Annotated in this window: 13 protein-coding genes; 4 read left to right on the forward strand and 9 right to left on the reverse strand. The window is 55.7% G+C overall.

The window, feature by feature from the left end:
• Window positions 1-2: 2 nt before the first annotated feature.
• From D5270_RS12660 to D5270_RS12695, 8 genes are all read right to left on the reverse strand, one after another.
• Window positions 3-1,172, reverse strand: a complete 1,170-nt coding sequence (locus D5270_RS12660) for a hypothetical protein (protein ID WP_166544444.1) — start codon at window positions 1,170-1,172, stop codon at window positions 3-5.
• Window positions 1,173-1,208: 36 nt separating this feature from the next.
• Complete coding sequence (locus D5270_RS12665) at window positions 1,209-3,071, reverse strand: flagellar hook-associated protein FlgK (RefSeq protein ID WP_166544472.1); 1,863 nt, start codon at window positions 3,069-3,071, stop codon at window positions 1,209-1,211.
• Window positions 3,072-3,128: 57 nt separating this feature from the next.
• Window positions 3,129-3,584, reverse strand: coding sequence for a flagellar export chaperone FlgN (locus D5270_RS12670; RefSeq protein ID WP_166544445.1), 456 nt, complete (start codon window positions 3,582-3,584; stop codon window positions 3,129-3,131).
• 2 nt (window positions 3,585-3,586) lie between these two features.
• Window positions 3,587-3,895: a flagellar biosynthesis anti-sigma factor FlgM gene (locus D5270_RS12675; RefSeq protein ID WP_166544446.1), complete on the reverse strand. Its 309-nt coding sequence runs from the start codon at window positions 3,893-3,895 to the stop codon at window positions 3,587-3,589.
• A 155-nt stretch (window positions 3,896-4,050) separates the two neighbouring features.
• Window positions 4,051-5,106, reverse strand: a complete 1,056-nt coding sequence (cheB, locus tag D5270_RS12680) for a chemotaxis-specific protein-glutamate methyltransferase CheB (RefSeq protein WP_166544447.1) — start codon at window positions 5,104-5,106, stop codon at window positions 4,051-4,053.
• Between the two features lie 49 nt (window positions 5,107-5,155).
• On the reverse strand, window positions 5,156-5,998 hold the full coding sequence (locus D5270_RS12685) for a CheR family methyltransferase (RefSeq protein ID WP_166544448.1): 843 nt from the start codon (window positions 5,996-5,998) through the stop codon (window positions 5,156-5,158).
• A complete protein-coding gene (locus D5270_RS12690; RefSeq protein WP_166544449.1) occupies window positions 5,985-6,482 on the reverse strand; it encodes a chemotaxis protein CheW in 498 nt (165 codons plus the stop codon). Before D5270_RS12690 ends, D5270_RS12685 begins: the two co-directional genes overlap by 14 nt.
• Window positions 6,483-6,579: 97 nt before the next feature.
• The gene (locus tag D5270_RS12695) at window positions 6,580-8,667 is read right to left on the reverse strand and encodes a chemotaxis protein CheA (RefSeq protein WP_166544450.1); all 2,088 of its coding nucleotides are present in this window, start codon (window positions 8,665-8,667) and stop codon (window positions 6,580-6,582) included.
• A gap of 252 nt (window positions 8,668-8,919) precedes the next feature.
• Here D5270_RS12695 and D5270_RS12700 point away from each other — a divergent pair, with 252 nt between their 5' ends.
• The 4 genes from D5270_RS12700 to D5270_RS12715 all read left to right on the forward strand — a co-directional run bounded on the left by D5270_RS12700 (window position 8,920) and on the right by D5270_RS12715 (window position 16,920).
• Window positions 8,920-10,347: a hypothetical protein gene (locus tag D5270_RS12700; protein ID WP_166544451.1), complete on the forward strand. Its 1,428-nt coding sequence runs from the start codon at window positions 8,920-8,922 to the stop codon at window positions 10,345-10,347.
• On the forward strand, window positions 10,334-10,729 hold the full coding sequence (locus D5270_RS12705) for an EscU/YscU/HrcU family type III secretion system export apparatus switch protein (RefSeq protein ID WP_166544452.1): 396 nt from the start codon (window positions 10,334-10,336) through the stop codon (window positions 10,727-10,729). Before D5270_RS12700 ends, D5270_RS12705 begins: the two co-directional genes overlap by 14 nt.
• Before the next feature lie 14 nt (window positions 10,730-10,743).
• A complete protein-coding gene (locus D5270_RS12710) occupies window positions 10,744-11,373 on the forward strand; it encodes a PilZ domain-containing protein (RefSeq protein ID WP_161473244.1) in 630 nt (209 codons plus the stop codon).
• Window positions 11,374-11,544: 171 nt separating this feature from the next.
• On the forward strand, window positions 11,545-16,920 hold the full coding sequence (locus tag D5270_RS12715) for an S-layer homology domain-containing protein (RefSeq protein WP_166544453.1): 5,376 nt from the start codon (window positions 11,545-11,547) through the stop codon (window positions 16,918-16,920).
• An 82-nt stretch (window positions 16,921-17,002) separates the two neighbouring features.
• Here D5270_RS12715 and D5270_RS12720 read toward each other — a convergent pair whose 3' ends face one another.
• Window positions 17,003-19,075 (reverse strand): elongation factor G, encoded by a 2,073-nt coding sequence (locus tag D5270_RS12720; protein WP_166544454.1) that lies wholly within the window; start codon window positions 19,073-19,075, stop codon window positions 17,003-17,005.
• Window positions 19,076-19,244: the final 169 nt, after the last annotated feature.

The following is a 19,244-nucleotide window of genomic DNA, read 5'->3' on the forward strand; positions in this document are numbered from 1 at the left end:
GCTTAATTCATATAATCTATCAGCGACTGTGATAATAGATTGGTACCAATACGCAGCGCGGCGTTATAGGAATACTGGGCCCACATCAGCGCGGTGATGGCGTCGGCGGGGTCGATATCCTCGATAGTTGTTATCTGCTCGTTCAATGAATCGTCCAGGGAGTCCAGACGGTCGGCGTTAGTCTCGATAAATGTGCTCCTGGTATCGTGGGCTATCCACTTGGAGTGCACATCGTCCAGGGAAGCCTCCAGTGCCTTCTCCAGCGCCTCCGCCATCTCCTCCTGGGAGACCTGCTTGCCGTCTGCTGTGGTAATAGGCGTGTCACTGTATGAGCCGTCTTCCGGGCTGCAGGCGGAGAAAACCTCCCCCATCTGGTTCAGGATAGAGATGATATTCTTTGGCACCATAACCTCTTTGCCGCTGTTCAGCGTGACAGTGCGGTGGCCGTAGCCGATGAAGTCTGCTCCGTTGAGGGCCGTGTCAAAGGCGCTAGCCTCGATAAGCTGACCGTTATCCTCCTTCATGCCCATGCCCAGGTCCACAAATGTATGCTCGTTCTCAATGGAATTGACGATATCCATATAGCCCTGGTACTTCAGTCCGGAATTTGGGTCGTTCGGGTCGTTCAGCGCTGTCTTCCAAGAACCGTCCGCAAGCTCAGCCTCTGTCGGAACAGCCACGTCCACCGGCATACCACGATACATGACCTCGCCGTTGGGCCCCCACTCAAATGGAACCCTCTCGCCGTCCGCGCCTGAGAAAACGAAGTTCTGACCGTACTTGGCGTTCATTGTCTGCATTACGGACTCAGCCGCGCCCTTCAAAACCTGGCCCAGAGCGGTGCGCCCGCCGGCGTCCGCGTCGTTGCTGGCGCGAAGGGCCGAGTATTTGCCCAGCTTCACACCCAGGTCCTGATAGGTGTCGTCCAGGCAGTCCCAGGCCTGCTGGAACTTGTGAACAACCTGCTTGGTATTGGCTATCTGGTTCTCCACGTTCCAGCGGTTACGCCTAAGCTGGAAGGCCTGGGCAGCCTTGGTGGGATTCTCGGCATAGGAATTGAAATTGCGCTCGGTGGTAACCCGCTCGCTGGCGGTTGCTAAAGTGTTATAGGACTTCATGAGGTTGGTCTTATAGCGGTTCATCATCCCATTAGTTGTAATGCGCTGTATCATATTAAGTCACTTCTTTCCTTATAAAATTTATATAAATCAGCGTCCGGCAACGCCGGTGCCGTTAATCAGCTTATCCAGAAGCTCGTCAATGGTAGTTAGCAGGCGGCAGGAGGCCGAGTAGGACTTCTGCAGCTGCATCATATTGACCGCCTCATCGTTCAGGTCAACGCCGGAAACGGACTCCCGGCCCAAATCCAGCTCCTGGGAGGAGGCGTAGAAATTGTCGAGTATATCCCCTGTGGCCTTCTGGTCGTTGCCAAGCATATTGTTGATATAGGTGAGCATACCCTGGAAGGAACCGGTATAGAAGGCATCACCGTTTGCAGCCGCATTTCCCGGAACGGGATTATGGTTGGTATTCCCTAAATCTCCCGGGGCGTAAGCATGGTCGGCCTGCATTTGGGCAATAAGGTGAGCGATATTGTCATTAGCAGTTGACAGGTGGTTCTTTGCCGGGTCCCTGGTCTGAATAACATGGGTAGTTTCGTGAGACCAGTTATAAGAAATGCTGATATTGCCTGCTGTAATACCAGACGGGTCATTGTCATCACCATTGTTGCTGAACAGTGCGCCTGCGCCGTCGATAACCGGCTCTGTAACCACATCATAGTTATTTAAATTTGCTTTGTCTGCATCAGTTGCTGTAGCTGGGTCACCTTTATACTTTAAATAATCACCGTTAGCTGGATTCACAAGCATGAACCCATCCTTATCCTTCATGTTGGCTTCATTAAAGATACTGGCAAACTTCTGAGCTAGTGCGTCCAGAGCATTCTGATAATACCTTATGCCCCGCTTTGTAGAGGCGTTAGGGTCCATGGCAATCTCATCCGTGCTGGAATACTCACCCACCTTGGTGAGCATTTCCCGCTGCGCCTGGAGGGTGCCGCTCTTTAGCTCCTGGTCCTTTATTTTATAAACCTCTCCCCCGGGCTTATTGACAGCCATCTTCTGGCCCAGGCCATTCTCCAGCACGGATATCTGCAGGCGCAGATACGGGTCTTCATTTCCCGGGTTGTCAGGGTCATCCTGCACTGAGAGCTGGCCCCTGTACACGCCGTCTACCAGCACGGCGTCGCTGTTGCCCTTGAGGGTTATTGTCAGCTTCTCAACAGTCATTCCCGCGCCGATGGACTCGTCGGAGTATTTAACGTCGATTGGGATAAGCTTTGACAGCTCGTCGATGATGGTGTTGCGCTCGTCCCGGAGCTCCAGGGCCTGCTGCCCCCGCTCGCCTATCATGCCCTCTTTGCGTTCGGCGTCGCTTAGGGCGCCGCTGCTTATCTCAGCCTTCTTAATGGACTCGTTGAGCTCGCGCAGCTTTGTAAGGAGCCTGTTGACTTCGCCGATATTCTCCTTGAACTCAGCCTGGGTGTTCGTCAGCACCTTGTCAATGGACTCTGAGTAGGTGTGGAAAAGCTGTACAAGGGCCTCGGCAGACTTGCGCACCGCGGAGTCGTATGACTTATCTCCGGCGTGCTCGGTGTTCATGACCTGAAGCTGCTCAAGGATATCGTTGAACTGCTTCTCCATGACGCCGCCGTCCTCCTCGCCCTTGGCAACCTCATTCATAATAAGGGAGAGAGACTGGAGTATATCGTACTTGCCCTCGTAGAAGCCCACCTTGGCGTTCTCATTCCTGAAGCGGATATCCAAATATGGGTCGCGCAGCTGTGACACGCCTGTGGTAAGGGCGCCGGCGCCCACGCGCACGTCGAACTGTGAGGAGTACACGTCCGCGCCGCCTACGAACAGGGCCCGCTGGTCCAGGGACTGGCGGGTATAGCCCGGCGTGTTGATGTTTGAAATATTATTGCCAGTGACCTCCATGGCCTTGGACGAAGCCATAATGCCAAGCCTTGCCATTGTGAAGCCGCTGAATGTGGAAACAGTGCTCATAGGTATAGTCCTCCGTTAGGTTTGGGGTAGTTTTTTGTTCGCAGTCCCGGGCCGCTCTCAGGCGCGGAAATCCGTCTTCATCCTGGTCGGCGGCTCGCCCTTGTCCCTCTGGGGGACCGGCTGGCTTTCGGGCATCATCCGCTCGATATCGTGGAGCATACATTCCATTGTGACCCGCGCCGCCTCTGAAGCGCAGCTAAAGACCTCAAAGCGCTTGGCCGCGTGCTCGGCGGCCTTTCTTGCCCGGTCAAAGAGCTCGGGGGGATAATTCTCTGCAAGCTTCGACAGCGGCACTCCCTCCAGGCCCATCTCTTTGAGCATTTTATCCCGCTTGATATCCATTCCCCTCAGGGTCATGCTGAATACCTGCTCCTTCTTCATCATCGCCTCAACCGTCACCAGGTCACCGGCCTTTGCAGCCTTGTTCTTGGTCTTTGTAACCTCGGTCATCTGGTCCAGTGTATCGGCGAACTCCGCAAGATACTGTAAAAAATCCTCGTAAACCTGGCTCAAGCTCAGACCTCCCCCATCAGCAGGAGCTTTTTAGCTATGCTCCTTGCGTCCACCTGGTACTGGCCGCTCTGCACCTCCCGGCGCAGGTTTGCCAGGGTGCCGGTGGTGGTAGCCGTGCGCACCTCCTGGGAGAGCTTGCTCTGAAGCTCCATCTTTATTGGGTCCTCGCCCTCATGGGCAGACAGGGTTACCTTATCAAACTTCTCAGCCGGCTGGCCTTGCCTCACGCCGGCAGCGCCTGCTGTGCGGGGCTTGTTCACCCGCATGGAGCCCGCAGGGCTTAGGGGGGTGATATTTGACATACTAATCATGTGACATCCCTCTTTTCGTCAATGGGGGTATAGTTACAACGTTCTCTAAATAATTTATCGGATGACCCTTGGAAAAATTAAGGGGTCACCCGATATTTCTTTAAACTTTATTGAGACTGTATATTTAAATTTTCAGTATCAGGCCTTAGATACGCCTATTTTCCCGCCTGCAGGCTCCTGAGCAAGACGCTTGCCACGCGCTCAATGCTGGCCTGCTCACAGACTGCGCCTTTCTCATAGGCCACGCCGGGCATACCGTACACCACGCAGGATTCCTTATCCTGGCCGATGGTATAGGCCCCCTTCTGGCGCATACGGAGCAGTCCCTCGGCCCCGTCGGCGCCCATGCCTGTGAGGATTATGCCTGTCATTTTGCAGCGGACGTTCTCAGCCATGGACAAAAACAGCGCGTCTACCGACGGCCTGTGCCCGCTGACCTTATCCCCCGGTGTGCAGGAGACATAATACTCCCCTGCCGGGCTGCGGTTTATCCGGCACTGAAGGTCCGCCGGGGCAACCAGGGCCAGGCCCCTGTGGAGCTTGTCGCCGTTTACTGCCTCCCTGACCTCCATGCGGCAGAGACGGTCCAGGCGTTCGGCGTACATCTTTGTAAATCCCGGGGGCATATGCTGCACTATCACCATGGCTGGTATGTCCGCAGGCAGGCGCTTCATCACCTCAAGGGTGGCCTCGGTACCGCCCGTGGACGCACCCAGTCCGATAATATACTGCTGTGCGCCTGTGCTGCCGCCTATGGGCCCCACTGTCGCCGGCACCGGCAGCTCCGGCGCCGCAGCAGCTCCTACCGGGGCGGGGCGCCGCACCTTTGCATGGGAGGCCTCTATCACCGCCTCAGTTAGGGAGCGGACAAATTCGTCCCGGCTCTGCACACCGTCGGGCTTGCGCACAAATCCCACCGCTCCTGCATGCAGGGCGTCGAACACCCTGAGGTTCAGCGAGGACGCCAGCACCACCGGAAGGGGGTGCTGGGGCAGTATCTTCTTTAGGAACTCTATCCCGGTCATGCCCGGCATTTGCACGTCGCAGGTCATAACATCCGGGTTAAGGGAGCGAAGCTTATTCTCCGCATCGGCGGCGTTTATGGCATAGCCTGCCACCTCAATACGCGGGTCCCTGCGAAGCCCCTCCATTATTATTTTCCTGGCAATGATGGAGTCGTCCACCACCAGGACCCTTATCTTGTTTGCCAACTAGTATCCCTCCTGATGCTTCTTGGAAAAACCGGGCCGACAGAATGCCTTAGCGCTTCTGGAATATAGAGGTCGCCACCCTGGCATAGGGCGTGTCGGGCGGCAGGTTCTCAGCCTTGCTTATAATAAGGTACCCCCCTGGCACAGTGGCGTCGAACATCCTCCTTGCAAGGTCTGACTTGGTCTGCTGGTCGAAGTAAATCATCACGTTGCGGCAGAAGATGACGTCGAATTTCCTCTTGAAATGTATTGGGTCCATCAGGTTGAACTGCTTGAATATAACATTATTCTTTATCCTCGGGGCCACCTCGTACTGCTTGCCGCCCGCAGGCTTGAAGTAGTTTTTCCTCCAGTTGGGCGGTATGGTGTCCGGCAGCTCGTATATGCCCTTCTTGGCCTTGGTCAGGGCGTCCATTGATATGTCCGAGGCCAGCAGCCTGGTGTCCCAGGCAGAGGCCTGCCCCCCAAGATAGTCCATTATGTACATGGACACGTTATAGGGCTCCTCCCCCGATGAGCACGCCGCGCTCCAGATGGACAGGCATTTGTCCCTCTGGTGCTTATTCACTATATCCGGCAGAATGGTGCTTGTGAAGTAGTCGAAGGACTCCACCTCACGCATAAAATAGGTATAATTGGTGGTGAGCCGCGAAAGCAGATGGTTTATATCGTCCCCGGAGCCCTTTTTCAGCAGGAAGTCCACATACTCCGTGAAGCTGTTATAGCCCATATTCTTCACCGTGCCCGAAAGCCGGCTGGTGACGAGCTGGCGCTTCTGGTGCAGGTCTATACCATACTTGCCCTGCACGAAGGTAACTAAGCGGTTAAAATCCTTATCCGTGATCGCCATGGAGGTTGAGGCGGCCGCGGCCTGCTTCTTACTGGTGTCCATACAGCAGCTGGGTGCAGTCAAGCACCATCAGAGTCTTCTTGCCTCCGGGGAGGCTGTACATGCCGGTCACCATCTTCTGGGCCGACATATCGCTCTGGCGGGGCACAGGCAGTATCCGGTTCTTCTCAATGTCCACGGTCTGGTCCACCTCGTCAACCAGTATGCCTATCTGGGTTCCCTCCATATCCAGGATAACCGTGCAGAATTTGTCCTCGGGCATACAGCCCATCATCAGCCTGAAGTCGATTATGGGCACCACGCCGCCGCGCAGGTTGATTACGCCCCGGATATCCGGGGGCAGCATGGGCAGCCAGGTAACGGAGGTCTCCCACTGGGTGAGCATCTCCTTTACATACTTGGTGTCCACGCCGTAGTAGATACCGCCGGAGAGGAAGATAAGGTACTTATTGACCTCTACCTCCACCATCTCTTCATCAGGGGCCAGCGCTGCTGTATCAGCCGTCATTTCAGTCATTGTATCCATACAGCGAAAATCCTTTCCTCTTGCTTTTATTTCCCGAGCTGATTTATATATACTCTAAGATTATATCAGAAGTTACGCCTGTTTGCAATACCCATGCTCAGCCTGCCTGGGAGGCGGCGTAGATACTGGCGACGTCCAGTATAATGCTGATATCGCCGTTTCCTAGGATGGTGCAGCCGGTGACGCCGTAGTTGCGGATGCCGTAGTTGTTCACATAGTCCGGCAAAGGCTTTACCACCACCTGCTGCTCGCCTATCAGCTTATCCACGAACAGGCAGAAGGAGTTGTCGCCGGACTCCACCCACAGGATGATACCGTCGTCTATCTCGTCCTGGCCCTTCTCCATCTGATAGAACTCCTTGGCGCGCACCACAGAGTAGAAATTGTCCATGACCCGCAGGGTCTCGCCCTTGGTGGAGTCGTGTATCACATCCCCGTTTGTCATCTTCAGTATGGAGCGGATATTGTTGATGGGCACGGTGAACACCGAATCACCCACGGATACCTCCATTCCGTCCATGATAGCCATTGTCAGCGGTATCTTCAGGGTGGTGGTCATCCCATGGCCCTTTTCGCTGGAAATGCTCACAGTGCCGCCAACGCTCTCCACGTTGGACTTCACCACGTCCATACCCACGCCGCGGCCTGAATACTCCGTGACCTCCACGTTGGTGGAAAAGCCGGGCATGAGCAGGAAGTTAAGTATATCCTTATGGGAATAGTCAACACCCGGGACAGCCAGGCCCTGGCGCATAGCCTTATTGAGGATGGCCTCGTCGTCGGCGCCCTGGCCGTCGTCTATTACCTCTATAATGACCTCGCTGCCGGTGTGCCGGGCGGAGAGGACTATCCTGCCCACCGGGTCCTTCCCGGCGGCTATCCTGTCCTGCACGTTCTCCTCAATGCCGTGGTCCATGGAGTTTCTGACGATGTGCATGAGCGGGTCGCTGATACTGTCAACTATCGTCTTGTCTATCTCGGTCTCCTCGCCCTCAAGAACAAGGTTTACCTCCTTGCCCAGCTTCTTGCTCATATCCCTGACTATCCTGCGCATTTTCTGGAATGTAGCGGATACCGAGACCATCCTGAGGGACATGGACACGTCCTGGAGCTGGTCTGTAAGGGAGCGGAGCTGCCTGGCGGCGCTGGTGAAGTTATCTAACTTTAAGCCCTCCAGGTCCGGGGATGCCGTCACCATGGACTCGGTTATGACTATCTCGCCCACAACCGCGTTCAGCTCGTCCAGCTTGGAGAGGTTTACGCTTATAAGGCTCTCCTTCTGGTTCTTATTGGCGTTATTATTGCCGCCCTGCTGGGCCGCGGGAGCCGGGGCCGCAGGGGTGCTCTGGGGAGCTGCTGCCTGAGCCTTTGGGGGCTCCGCCTGCTGGGGAGCGGCCTGGGTCTCCTGGGCCTCGGGGGCCTCATACTCAAAGAGGTTATAGTTGCCCACAGACCCCGCGTCCTTCACGACCGCCAGGGCCTTCTGCCTGAGTTCGTCCGTTAGGAAACGGATGGAGAAGCCCTCGTCCACAACTATTGCAGAGGTCTCGGAATTTGTGTCCACGTCTGCGGGATAATAGTCAAAATCGCTCTCGCTCTCCACAGAATCCCTCACGGCGCTTGCCAGCATAAAGGCCCTGAGGTTCTCCATGCCCGCGCCCTCGTCAAAGAAGACCCGTATGCCGAAGGGGAACTTGCTGCTGGTATGTCCGCCCGCTTCGCTGGCCGCGGGAGCCTCCGGCTCAGCCTTGGCCTCGGCAGCCGGCTCCTCATCATCGGCCTTGCCCTGAATTTTATTTGAAAAGCTCTTAATATTCGCCAGTATGCTGTCGATATCCTCAGTGAGGCTTGCGCCGCTCTCCAGCTTCTCTACCTCGGCCTTGAAGAAATCTATGGCCTGGAAGATAAGGTCGAATAGCTCGGGCCGAAGCTCTTCAGCCACGGCTTCCATGCCCTTGTCGCGGATTATAAAGAACATATCCTCAATACGGTGGGCGACCGTCATAAGATTGTCGAACTCCATCATTGCGGAGGAGCCCTTTATCGTGTGCATAATACGGAATATCTCGTTCACGTCCTCCTGGGAGAAGGTCTTCCTGTCCTCCGCGCCCAGCACCATCTCGTCAAGGGATTCCAAAAGCGTGTTCATCTCGTAGAGATAGGCTTCCATCATATCGTTGGCCATACTGTTTCCACCTTTTCTGCATAGATTGCCGGGCGCCTATCTGCCCCAGCCTGCTTATTATAACACAGGGATTTCATTTTCGCAACACCAAAACGCAAACCCTCAGGTTAGTAATCGGCTTTCTTTCGCAAAAAAATAAGGGACATGACGGTTTATTCTTGCCTTTTGGCAGATTTTATTATAAAATAGAGTGGCACAGACTGATTATCACTCTGTTTTGACTTTACTATTTCAGATACAGGAGCAATAACTATGCCTGAGATACTGCGCCCTACAAACCCCGTCCCGGGGTATGACAACGTCTCGGGACGGCAGCCCATAAACCCCCAGGACCCGAATACCAATATCCGCAACGTGGTGGACCCCTCCCGTGTCACCCGCGGGGACCAGCGCTCTGACCAGCAGCAGGCCGGGGACGCCTCCGTCTCCCATAGGGTCCGGTACGAGTCCAACTTCCTCACGTTTTTACAGCGCATGGCCAACTCGCCGGATTCGGCGTCGGCCATGCTCCGCCTGCTTCAAGGGCAGGGGCTACAGGTCTCGTCGGGGATAACGGCGGGGCTTGCAGAGGAGCTGAAGGCCTTCCTTGATATGCTCCAGATGGATGAGGCCCAGCTGGCAAAGTTCCTGCAGAACCAGCTTATGAGCGGGCAGCGCTTCGGCGGGGCCCTGTTCGGGGCGCTGCGGAACGCCTTCAACAGCTCCCAGTCCGAGATGTTCCGCACGGAGATTTTGCAGTTCCTGCGCCAGTACAGCGACTGGTCCTCCACAGAGCACCTTGAGAGCCGGATGCTGCGCACATTATATGATATGACAAAGTCCCTGCCCTCCCATTGGGCAAACCAGCTGACGGATATGGCGGCTAAAATGGAAAACGGCATCGCCGCCCGTGACCGGCAGGGGAACCTGGAGCTTCTGAGGGGCCAGGTCTTCCCCCTCATATCCGACTATGTGCGCCGCACCCACGACCACGGCATGGCAAGAGGGCTGCTCTCCATGCTGACCCTTGATATTGTACGCTACGAGAACGGCGCTGAGAACGACCTTATCCAGGCTTTTAGGCACCTTGGGAACTACAATATTTTCAAGGCCGACCTTAACGGCCTGTCGGACGCCGATATTTTAAGGCTCTTAAAGGACACTGAGTTTGCCAAGGCCTCAAGGTCAGATAATTTCACCCAGCGCTTTATAGAGCTTGCCCAACGCTCCCTACAGGGCGAGGGCGGCACGGCGGCTCAGGACATATTCAGGAGCCTTATGAGCTCTATACTAATAAATGAGAGCGTCTATATGCCCCTGCAGCATTTAATGCTGCCCTTCCAGTGGGAGGATAAGGCGGTGTTCTCGGAGATGTGGGTGGACCCGGACGCTGAGCACAGCGCAGGCCGGGAGGCCCCGGCCCCAAGGCTGCTGATAAAGATGGACATTGAGGGTATCGGCCCCTTTGACCTGATAATAGACAGCAGCACCTCCGGCAAGACCTCCCTGCAGGTCTCCTGCCCCCAGGAGGTGGCGGCCTTCTCAGGGGACGTGAGCCGGGACCTGACGGATATACTCACCCGCAACGGCCTGACCCCAGGCGATGTGCGGGTCTCAGCTATGAAGCGCCCGATGAATATTTCAGACGCTTTCCCAAATCTATTCCAAGAGGTGAAGAACGGTGTCGATGTCAAGGTCTGAAGCAGAGGGCCGGCCTGTGCGCCAGCGGGCCGTGGCCCTGCAGTATGGCGTCAGCGATTCGGCGCCTGTGATAGTTGCCGCCGGCATGGGCCATCTTGCTGAAAAAATCCTGGATGTGGCCCAGGAAAACGGCGTGCCAATCTACGAGGACAACTCCCTTGCCACCATACTCTCCCAGCTTAATTTGGGCCAGGAGATACCGGCGGAGCTCTACAGGGCCGTCGTGGAGATATACGTGTACTTTCTCAATTTCGACTTCAACCGCCAGTCCCAGGGCCTCAGGCAGCTTCGCAGCCTGCTACCGGGGGCAGGCCAGAATCAGGCCCATAGCCAAAACCAGGGCAATGCCGGGGACGTACCCGATGAACCCGAGGAGAATTAGGAGGATATTTGATTATGTTTTTTAAGAAGAAGGATAAGGCGGCGAAAAACGCCCCCCTATGCGTGCTGCTGGACAGCAACACATCAAGGGTGCTGGCCCGCGGGGCCCTGGAGGGTCCGATGGACGGCCTCAACATGCAGATAAACATTATCGAGGGGGACCCTCTGGCGGTGGTCCATACCGACCATATCCAGATAGTCCCCGCCGACGAGGCGATTTCCCCAAAGCTTGGGCACGTGATACACTACCAGGGCACCCACCTGGTTTTGGAGCCCCTAAGGGAGCTTGTGGGCAATACGGTCCGGGCCAACCTCAGGATGCCCGTGGACTTTGACACCTTCATCTACCCCACCGACGGCAGCCCCGGGCGCTATAAAGCTAAGAGCAACGACCTCAGCTGCGGCGGCATAAGCTTCTATACCAGCGGCGTGTTTAAGGTGGGCGACATCGTTGAGGTGGTGGTGCCCATTACAAGAGGAGGCCCCCTGCTCCTGGGCTGCGAGCTGCTGCGTATCAGCGAGATGGAGGACGGCTCGCTGTTCTATGCCGCCAAGTTCACCGAGGTCCTGAACGAGCAGGAGAGCATGCTGAGGGAAGCGGTGTTCAACGTGCAGCTGAAGTCAATACAGCGCACCAGGCGCTAACAAAGGCCCTTGGCAGGCAAATTTTGGTAAATACATTAAATTTCTTGCAATATCACAGGAAATGGAATAAAATCTATTTAAAGCATCTTTTGGAAGGGAGTGGGGCCAATACCCTTGAAGAATGTCCGAGCTAATTTACAAATCCTTGATGACTTAGAGAAAGGGAAACAAATGATTACGAACACGAAGAAATTCATCAAGCGCACTGTGGCACTGCTCCTGTGCGCCATGCTCCTATTCGGCGCCGTGCCGCTGGAGATTATGCCCAGGGCCTCGGCCGCCTCCTGGGCCGACCCGTACATGGACCAGCTAAAGCAGTACGGCGTCATGGTCGGCGGCCGCCCCAACTCCGTTATAACCCGGGCCGAGATGGCGGCGGTGCTGAACCGTGCCTTCGGCTTCAGGCGCACCGGCCCCATCCCCTTTACCGACGTAAATAAAAACGCCTGGTACTATAACGACATCGTGGTATCCTATAACGAGGGGATTCTGGCGGGCACCAGCAGGACTACCGCCTCCCCTAACGCCCCGGTGACCCGTGAGCAGGCCCTGGCCCTTATAGGCAGGTGCCTGCGGTATGAGGAGAGCGCGGGCGAAGTTACCGACTTCTCCGACGGCAAGACCTTCAGCAACTGGAGCGGCAAGTACGTACGCTCCGCGCTGCTTGCAGGCGTGATAAGCGGCAATCCAAGCGGAACCTTCAAACCCAAGGCCTCCTCTACCCGCGGCGAAATAGCCAGAATGCTGTCCGTGGCAATGGGCACTCTGGTAAACAGCTCCGGCGTCACTGAACTTGGCGGCGTGTTCGGCAACGTCACCATAAACAGCCCAAACGTCACCCTGCGCAACACCACCATAGCCGGCGACCTTTACCTCACCGGCGGCGTGGGCCTTGGCAACGTGATACTTGACAATGTGAAGGTCCTGGGCCGCATTATCATAGCCGGCGGCGGCGAGGGCGAGAGCGGCGAGGCCAGCGTGCTGCTCAATAACGTCACCGCCCGCAAAATGCTGATAGACCCCGCAACTGGGCAGTATGTGTCCGTCAGGGCCCTTGGCAACACCAATATCCCCGAGACCATCGTAAAATCCAACGCCTACATACAGGACGACGTGCGCAATAACAGCATGGGCCTCCAGAAGGTGATATTCGAGGGTCCCGAGGAGGGCAAGTTCACTATTGCCGGCAATATGAAGGACGTGACGCTGAAGTCCCCTGAGTCCACCCTGACTGTGGGCGACACCGGCACCGGCAGCGTCAGCAAGATAACCGTTGACGAGGAGGCTGTAAACTCCACCGTACATCTGGAGATAAACGCCTCAGTTGACGATATCAAGCAGGATACCGCCTCCACCATAACCGGCACCGGCGACATCGGCCATCTCGACGTGGGCTCCAACGGCTGCACCTCTGAGATACTGCCCGACTCCGTCACTGTGCGCCCGGGCGTTATCACCGAGATTGCCGGTATCCCCAACGTGGACTCCGAGGTGGCAAAGGAGCTCTCCCAGAAGCCCAGGCTTTTAGAGGGCTATCCCAAGGTCAAGAATATAGCCCCCACTACGGCGGACGCGTATTTCTCCACAAATAAGGCGGGCACCCTCTACTGGGCCCTGACCGACGCCGCCAAGGGCGCCCTCACCGATAAGGACGCCGATACCCTTATTGAGCAGCCTGCTTACGGCTCCGGCTTTAAAAGTATGGGCACCATCGATATCGACGTGTCAAAGAAGGAGTTCCTGCAGCCCCTGACCGAGCTAACCCAGGGCGGCACCTACTATATCTCCGCTGTACTCGTGGACGCTCACGGACGCAAGAGCCCGGTGAAGTCCCAGAGGATAGTCACTCCCGACGGCACTGTGCCGGATATGGCCAATAAGGACTACCCCTCCATCACCGACGCCACCCCCACCCGCAACGACGAGAATGCCGACCTGGACTTCTCTGAGATAGCGAACATGCAGGCGACGGTCATGGCTAACAAGAGCTGCGACCTGTACTATGTAGTGCTGGCTGCCGGAAGCACCGCCCCCAGCACCAATGAGCTGCTCTCCGCGGCCTTCCCCAACCCCTACGGCTACGGGCGGCTCCATCTGATAAAGAACACCCTCGACTCCTTCAAGATTACAGAGATTGACCTTGACCTGGACGGCACCCCCGAGGGCCTGGGCGAGGTGAAGGAGAGCACCAGCTACGATATGTACTACTGGCTTACAGACGCCGACGGCGAGCAGAGCTCACAGGTGCAGAAGATAACTGTCACCACCAAGGACATCACCCCCCCTGAGTTCACCATGGGCGAAATGTTCCAGTCCGACACCAAGGCCACCTCTGTGACCCTTAGCAATACAGTCAATGAGGACGCCACCATCTACTGGGTCGCCGTCCCCAGCGGAGACCCCTATCCGAAGCACGACCCGGACCTGTTCCCCAACACCGACGATTGGCGGGAGTTCCTGAAGGACGAGGGTGCGAAGATACAGATAACCGCGGGAGTTGGGACCGCCAGCTCCAAGTCCGGCAAGCTCACCACCAAGGCCAACACCCAGTTCAACATCAGCATTACCGGCCTTGAGAAGGAGAGCGCCTACGACGTCTACTATGTGGCACAGGACCAGGCCAACAACTTCTCCCGGGTCATAGGCATGTACACCGCCCATACCCTGGATGAGACCCCACCCACGCCCTCCCAGCGGTTTGAGAGCTGTCCCGAAGATAGCCCCAACACCCCCTACGCCTACTCCACTATCGACGTGATGTTCAGCGAGGCCATCCGCTACCGCCAGCCCAGCAGCTCCTCCGACCGCCTGGACGAGGTCCGGCTGATGGAGCTCTACAACAACTATGCGGCGGCTTCAGAGGGCTCTCCCGAGTACGAAAAGGCCCAGAAGGACTTTACCACGGCCCTGCGGGACATGATAATCCTCTGGGGCCCCAACGGCCAGCCTGTGGCAGAGCGCACCGCAAACACCCCCGAGGGCAGCACCGACTGGGTTGTGGACTACCGCAACGTGCGCGTGTACCAGGAAGGCCCCAACATGGTCGTCAGCTTCGTGAACGACCCCGAGCACCCTGAGAAGTCTGCTTTGAACCTTGAGAGCGGCGCCCGGTACCAGTTCCACCTGCAGAATATCTCGGACGATTCCCAGGCGCGGAATCCTATGAATAATCAGGAGCTACCTCAGTTTACGACTGTGTCAGCAAGGGTGGTAATCACTAAGCTCGAGGACTTGGAGCTAAAGGCCTATATGATTGACGGAGATAGAATTGACACGAATAGTCCTATTTCCGTATACAATGACATCACTACCAGAGATGAGAAAACACGTACTGATGTTATACCTATTGATATAGGCTTTACTGCCACTCCTCAGTCTACTGGCACCTCTGCTGACGGCGTGATGTGGGATATGCTTTTCTGGTTTGACACTGATGTGGAATTTGATTTGTTCACCAGAGAGAGCGGCACTACCGATTGGGTGCCTGTAGGCTCCGTGGAAGTTGACAAAAACGGCGCCAACACTGTCTCTGACAGGATTTCCATTATAGTTCCATCCAATACAAAGAAATACACTGGAGCTAGTGTTATAAAAACCATGAGTGGCACTGTTCCGCAGTATCAGCCTATTAACTCCGAATATAAACTTGGTATGCTGGGCGGAGGCTTTAACGATGACGAGCCCAAGAGCTACGACTTTGCTCTGCACTTCACAAAGGTCGGCACTCGTACCGACCGCGCCAGCCTTAACCAGCGCATTGAAGGCCAGGTTACTTTCGTAACAGGCGGTGCAAGTTCTCTGAGCAGCATTATCCCCAGCAATATAAACGCCTATGACAACGTGCTGGCTGGAGCCAACGGAGTCACAGATATCACCTGGCCCAATAAGGATAATGCTCTTAATGAGGAGCCCCGCCTGCTCTGGAAACAGTTTGAGGATGGCCGCGCACCTGTAATGCAGGATGGCTTCCCCGCCCTTACTCCCACCGCCAATGGCGTAAACGCTGTTTTCACCATGAGCTCTACAGGTACTGTATACTACGTAATGGCCCCTCTGGGTGATGGCGATAACGGCTATACATTGAATCCCCAGAAGAATGTGGGAAGCACTCTTCAGCGCGTGAGTATGGATGACATCAATAGGATGATTCCCTATTGCGGCCCTGCTGGCCCAATTGCGTTGAACGGACACAAATATACCATGGCTTCCAGCCTTGATGTGTTTGAGCGGATGTTCCCAGAGGAATACAAAAAAGGTATACCGGATGAATATAAGTTTGACTTTCCTATAAGCTCTAACATTACGAATCCTAGCAACAGCGATATATCCAGTAACAGGCTTATTACCGGCAGTGTTGAAGTAACCCGCGCCGATGAGAGCAATTTCCTCCCCAATCTGGAGCCTAACACTGAATACCTAATGTATCTGGTAACTACTACAGGTACGTCAGGCGTCTATTCACCGGTTACAGTATATAGGTTTAAGACCAAGGAAATAAGCAAACCTATTCTCTGGACGCAGGCCAGCAATACAATCGCAACCATTAACAGTAATATGGATGCTACCGTAGCCTATAAGCTGTTCCCGTACGACACTCAGAACCTACCTGCTGCACTCAGCCAACAGTTTGGGTCTTCCGGGAATGTCACAGACACATTTAATCAATACAAAGACCGCAGGTCTACATGGAAAACATCCAGCAATGGCGGATTCATGCTATTTAGCGACAAAGACTTTACCGTATTGGATGCCATGATTGAAACCCTCAGAAGTGGCAACGAACGTCAAGGCTCATTGTTTGACTTATGCGCCACTGAAAGCTTAAAACAGTCCGTACAGGAAGCAATCGAGTCTGAAGGCGGCGGCGGCTCAGGTGCTATTGGCTCGGATATTAACCAATCCCTTCCTGCTTCCCGCCCACTTACAGTTGACTGTGAAAAGTGGAAAGAACTGGGAGATATCAATTATTGTTTGGCAGTGTGTGGATATAGCGGCACGTCTACAAACCCGTCAGGCTATGCGTTTACAGCGGCATATCCTATTATTAAGCAAAAGCAAAAGGTCAAGGTAACCGTTATTCCTGCTCTTGACTACTATCCATCCACTAGTGGCACTGGTGGCGGAACTATTGAAGGTACAATTACTCTTATGTTTACCGAGGCTTTATACGCCTACTCCTCTTCTTCCAGCGGTATGCCAAAGCGAACTCCATTGGACGCTGCTGCTATTAATGCTTCCGACAGGGGAAGCTCATCGTATGCGAGTATAGGAAGCTACATAAATCTGCCTACTGGTGTTGAGATACTTTATAACCAAAGTGTAGGAACACCGTTAAGAACAGTTACCATTAATTTCACTAATCTACAACTTAAGTCTCCTACTACACGAACCATTCTTAGCTTCTCGTCACAATTCTCAGGAGCAAGCTCAGACCCACAAAACTCCCCACTTTCAATTACTGTTAAAGCTCTCGACCCTGCCAACTCGTCAGAGGTTGATGTAACAGTAAACGACGCGGCCAACTGGCTGGCAGCACCAATCGCATAACTAAAGTCTAAACCACACAAAAACCCCCCGGATAAATCCGGGGGGTTTTCCTACTCACTAAAAATCCATCAAACTACCGCGCTCAGTCCTCGCCGCCCGCAGCCTTAGCCTGCTCAATAACCTTCTGAGCCACCATCGCCGGGGCCTCCTCATACCTCTCAAACTCAAAGGTAAAGCTCCCGCGGCCCTGGGTGCTCTGGCGCACGAAGGTGGAGAAGTCGTGCATCTCAGCCATGGGCACTTCTGCGTCCACGGTCTGGCGGCCTGCGCCTGCGGGCTCCATGCCCAGCACGCGGCCCCTGCGCTTGTTTACCTCGCCCATCACGTCGCCCATGTTGCCGTCAGGCACAGTGGCCTTCAGGTGGCCTATGGGCTCAAGGAGCACTGGGCCGGCCTTGGGCAGTCCGTCCCTATAGGCTATGGAGGCGGCGGTCTTAAAGGCCATTTCGCTGGAGTCTACAGGGTGATACGAGCCGTCGTACAGCACCGCGGACAGCCCTACCACCGGGTAGCCGGCCAGCGGGCCCTTTACAATGCACTCCCTCAGGCCCTTCTCAACCGCCGGGAAGAAGCCCTTGGGCACCGAGCCGCCCACAACGCGCTCACTGAACTCCAGGCCGTCGCTGTCGCAGGGGGAGAACTCAATCCAGACGTCGCCGAACTGTCCGTGGCCTCCGGTCTGCTTCTTATGCCGCCCCTGTATCTGTACGGTCTTCCTTATGGTCTCGCGGTATGGCACCTTCGGGTCCTTCAGGGTGACCTCCACGCCGAACTTGGTCTTCAGCTTGGTGACAGCCACGTCCAGGTGCTGCTCGCCCAGGCCGCTGACTATCAGCTCATGGGTCTCGTTATTAGTGGAGAAGTGGAGGGTGGGGTCCTCCTCAGCGAGCCTGAGCATACCCTGGGCCACCTTGTCCTCCTCGCCCTTCTTCTTGGGCACTATTGCCATAGAGAGGGCCGCTCCGGGATAGTCCACGCCGTCAAGAGTAACCTTGCGGGCAGGGGCGCAGAGCGTGTCGCCTGTGTTGGTAGTGGTCAGCTTTGGGATAGCGCCGATGTCCCCAGCGCCGATATACTTCACGTCCTCCTGCTTCTTGCCGGTGAGCATGACGGTCTTGCCCACGCGCTCGGTAGCGCCTGTGCGCATATTCATAAGCTGGGTCTCAGTTGAAATTTTTCCGGAGATGACCTTGACATAGGACAGCTTGCCGATAAATGGGTCAGCCACAGTCTTGAAGACGATAGCCGCCGCGGCGCCGTCACTGCTGACACTGAGCTCTACCGGGTTCCCGTCCGGGTCCACGCCTATCTCTCCGGCGTGGTCGGCGGCGGATGGGGCCAGCCAGGTGAGGCCGTCCATAAACTGCTCCATGCCCCTCATGAGCATGGCGTCGCCGCAGAACACAGGTGTGATAGTCCCGGACTTTACGCCCTTGCTCACGCCCACAATAACCTCCTCAGGGGTGAACTCCTCACCCGCGAAGTATTTCTCAAACAGCGCGTCGTCGGTTTCCGCCACGGCCTCATAAATAGCCGTGCGCAGGCCCTCAAGCCTGTCGCCCATATCGGGTATGGAGACCTGCACAGGCTTGCCGTCGGAGTAGTCATATGCCCGGTACTCCAGAAGGTTTACGTATATATTCGCCTGGCCGTCCTCAATAAAGGGCACCACCACCGGGCAGACCGAGGGGCCGAACTGGGCCTTCAAATCCTCAAATACCCTATAAAACCTGGCGCTCTCGTCACACAGGCCGTTGACAAAGAAAATCTTGCTGAGCCCGCGGCTCTCCGCTGCAGCCACGGCCTTTTCCGTGCCGACAGAGGGGCCGTCCTTGCCGGAGACAACTATCAGCGCCGTATCCGCCGCGCGCATGGCCTCCCGCATACCGCCCTCAAAGTCAAAGAAGCCGGGGGCGTCCAGAAGGTTTATCTTCTTGCCCTTCCACTCCAGGGGGGCCACCGCGGCGGCTATTGAGGCCTTGCGGCGTATCTCCTCAGGGTCGTAGTCGCAAACGGTGTTTCCGTCGCCCACCTTGCCACGGCGGTCGGACGCGCCCGCCAGGTACAGAATGGCCTCGCTGAGGGTGGTCTTGCCGGCGCCGCCGTGGCCTGCGACAGCCAGGTTTATTATGTTCTTTTCAGGATATTGGGTCATGGGTATGGCTCCTTTCACGGCCCCTTTGGCGAAACTGACAAGACGCGGGGGCGTGTATTATTAAATTTGCACAAGTTTTGTCACAAGGCATACCCTAATTATAATCTATTTCTCTGTAGATTTCAATAAGTTTTTTTCGATTTGAGATTTTTATTTTTGGGCCTCACAA

The sequence above is a fragment of the Acutalibacter sp. 1XD8-36 genome (assembly GCF_009917525.1).
In the GTDB taxonomy this organism is placed as follows: Bacteria; Bacillota; Clostridia; order Oscillospirales; family Acutalibacteraceae; genus Acutalibacter.

Coding starts and splice junctions, on each gene's coding strand:
- D5270_RS12675 (WP_166544446.1), bottom strand. CDS start 3,895: ATGATTAGTATGTCAAATATCACCCCCCTAAGCCCTGCGGGCTCCATG.
- D5270_RS12710 (WP_161473244.1), top strand. CDS start 10,744: ATGTTTTTTAAGAAGAAGGATAAGGCGGCGAAAAACGCCCCCCTATGC.
- D5270_RS12715 (WP_166544453.1), top strand. CDS start 11,545: ATGATTACGAACACGAAGAAATTCATCAAGCGCACTGTGGCACTGCTC.
- D5270_RS12690 (WP_166544449.1), bottom strand. CDS start 6,482: ATGGATACAATGACTGAAATGACGGCTGATACAGCAGCGCTGGCCCCT.
- D5270_RS12695 (WP_166544450.1), bottom strand. CDS start 8,667: ATGGCCAACGATATGATGGAAGCCTATCTCTACGAGATGAACACGCTT.
- D5270_RS12720 (WP_166544454.1), bottom strand. CDS start 19,075: ATGACCCAATATCCTGAAAAGAACATAATAAACCTGGCTGTCGCAGGC.
- D5270_RS12660 (WP_166544444.1), bottom strand. CDS start 1,172: ATGATACAGCGCATTACAACTAATGGGATGATGAACCGCTATAAGACC.
- D5270_RS12685 (WP_166544448.1), bottom strand. CDS start 5,998: ATGGACACCAGTAAGAAGCAGGCCGCGGCCGCCTCAACCTCCATGGCG.
- D5270_RS12665 (WP_166544472.1), bottom strand. CDS start 3,071: ATGAGCACTGTTTCCACATTCAGCGGCTTCACAATGGCAAGGCTTGGC.
- D5270_RS12705 (WP_166544452.1), top strand. CDS start 10,334: ATGTCAAGGTCTGAAGCAGAGGGCCGGCCTGTGCGCCAGCGGGCCGTG.
- D5270_RS12700 (WP_166544451.1), top strand. CDS start 8,920: ATGCCTGAGATACTGCGCCCTACAAACCCCGTCCCGGGGTATGACAAC.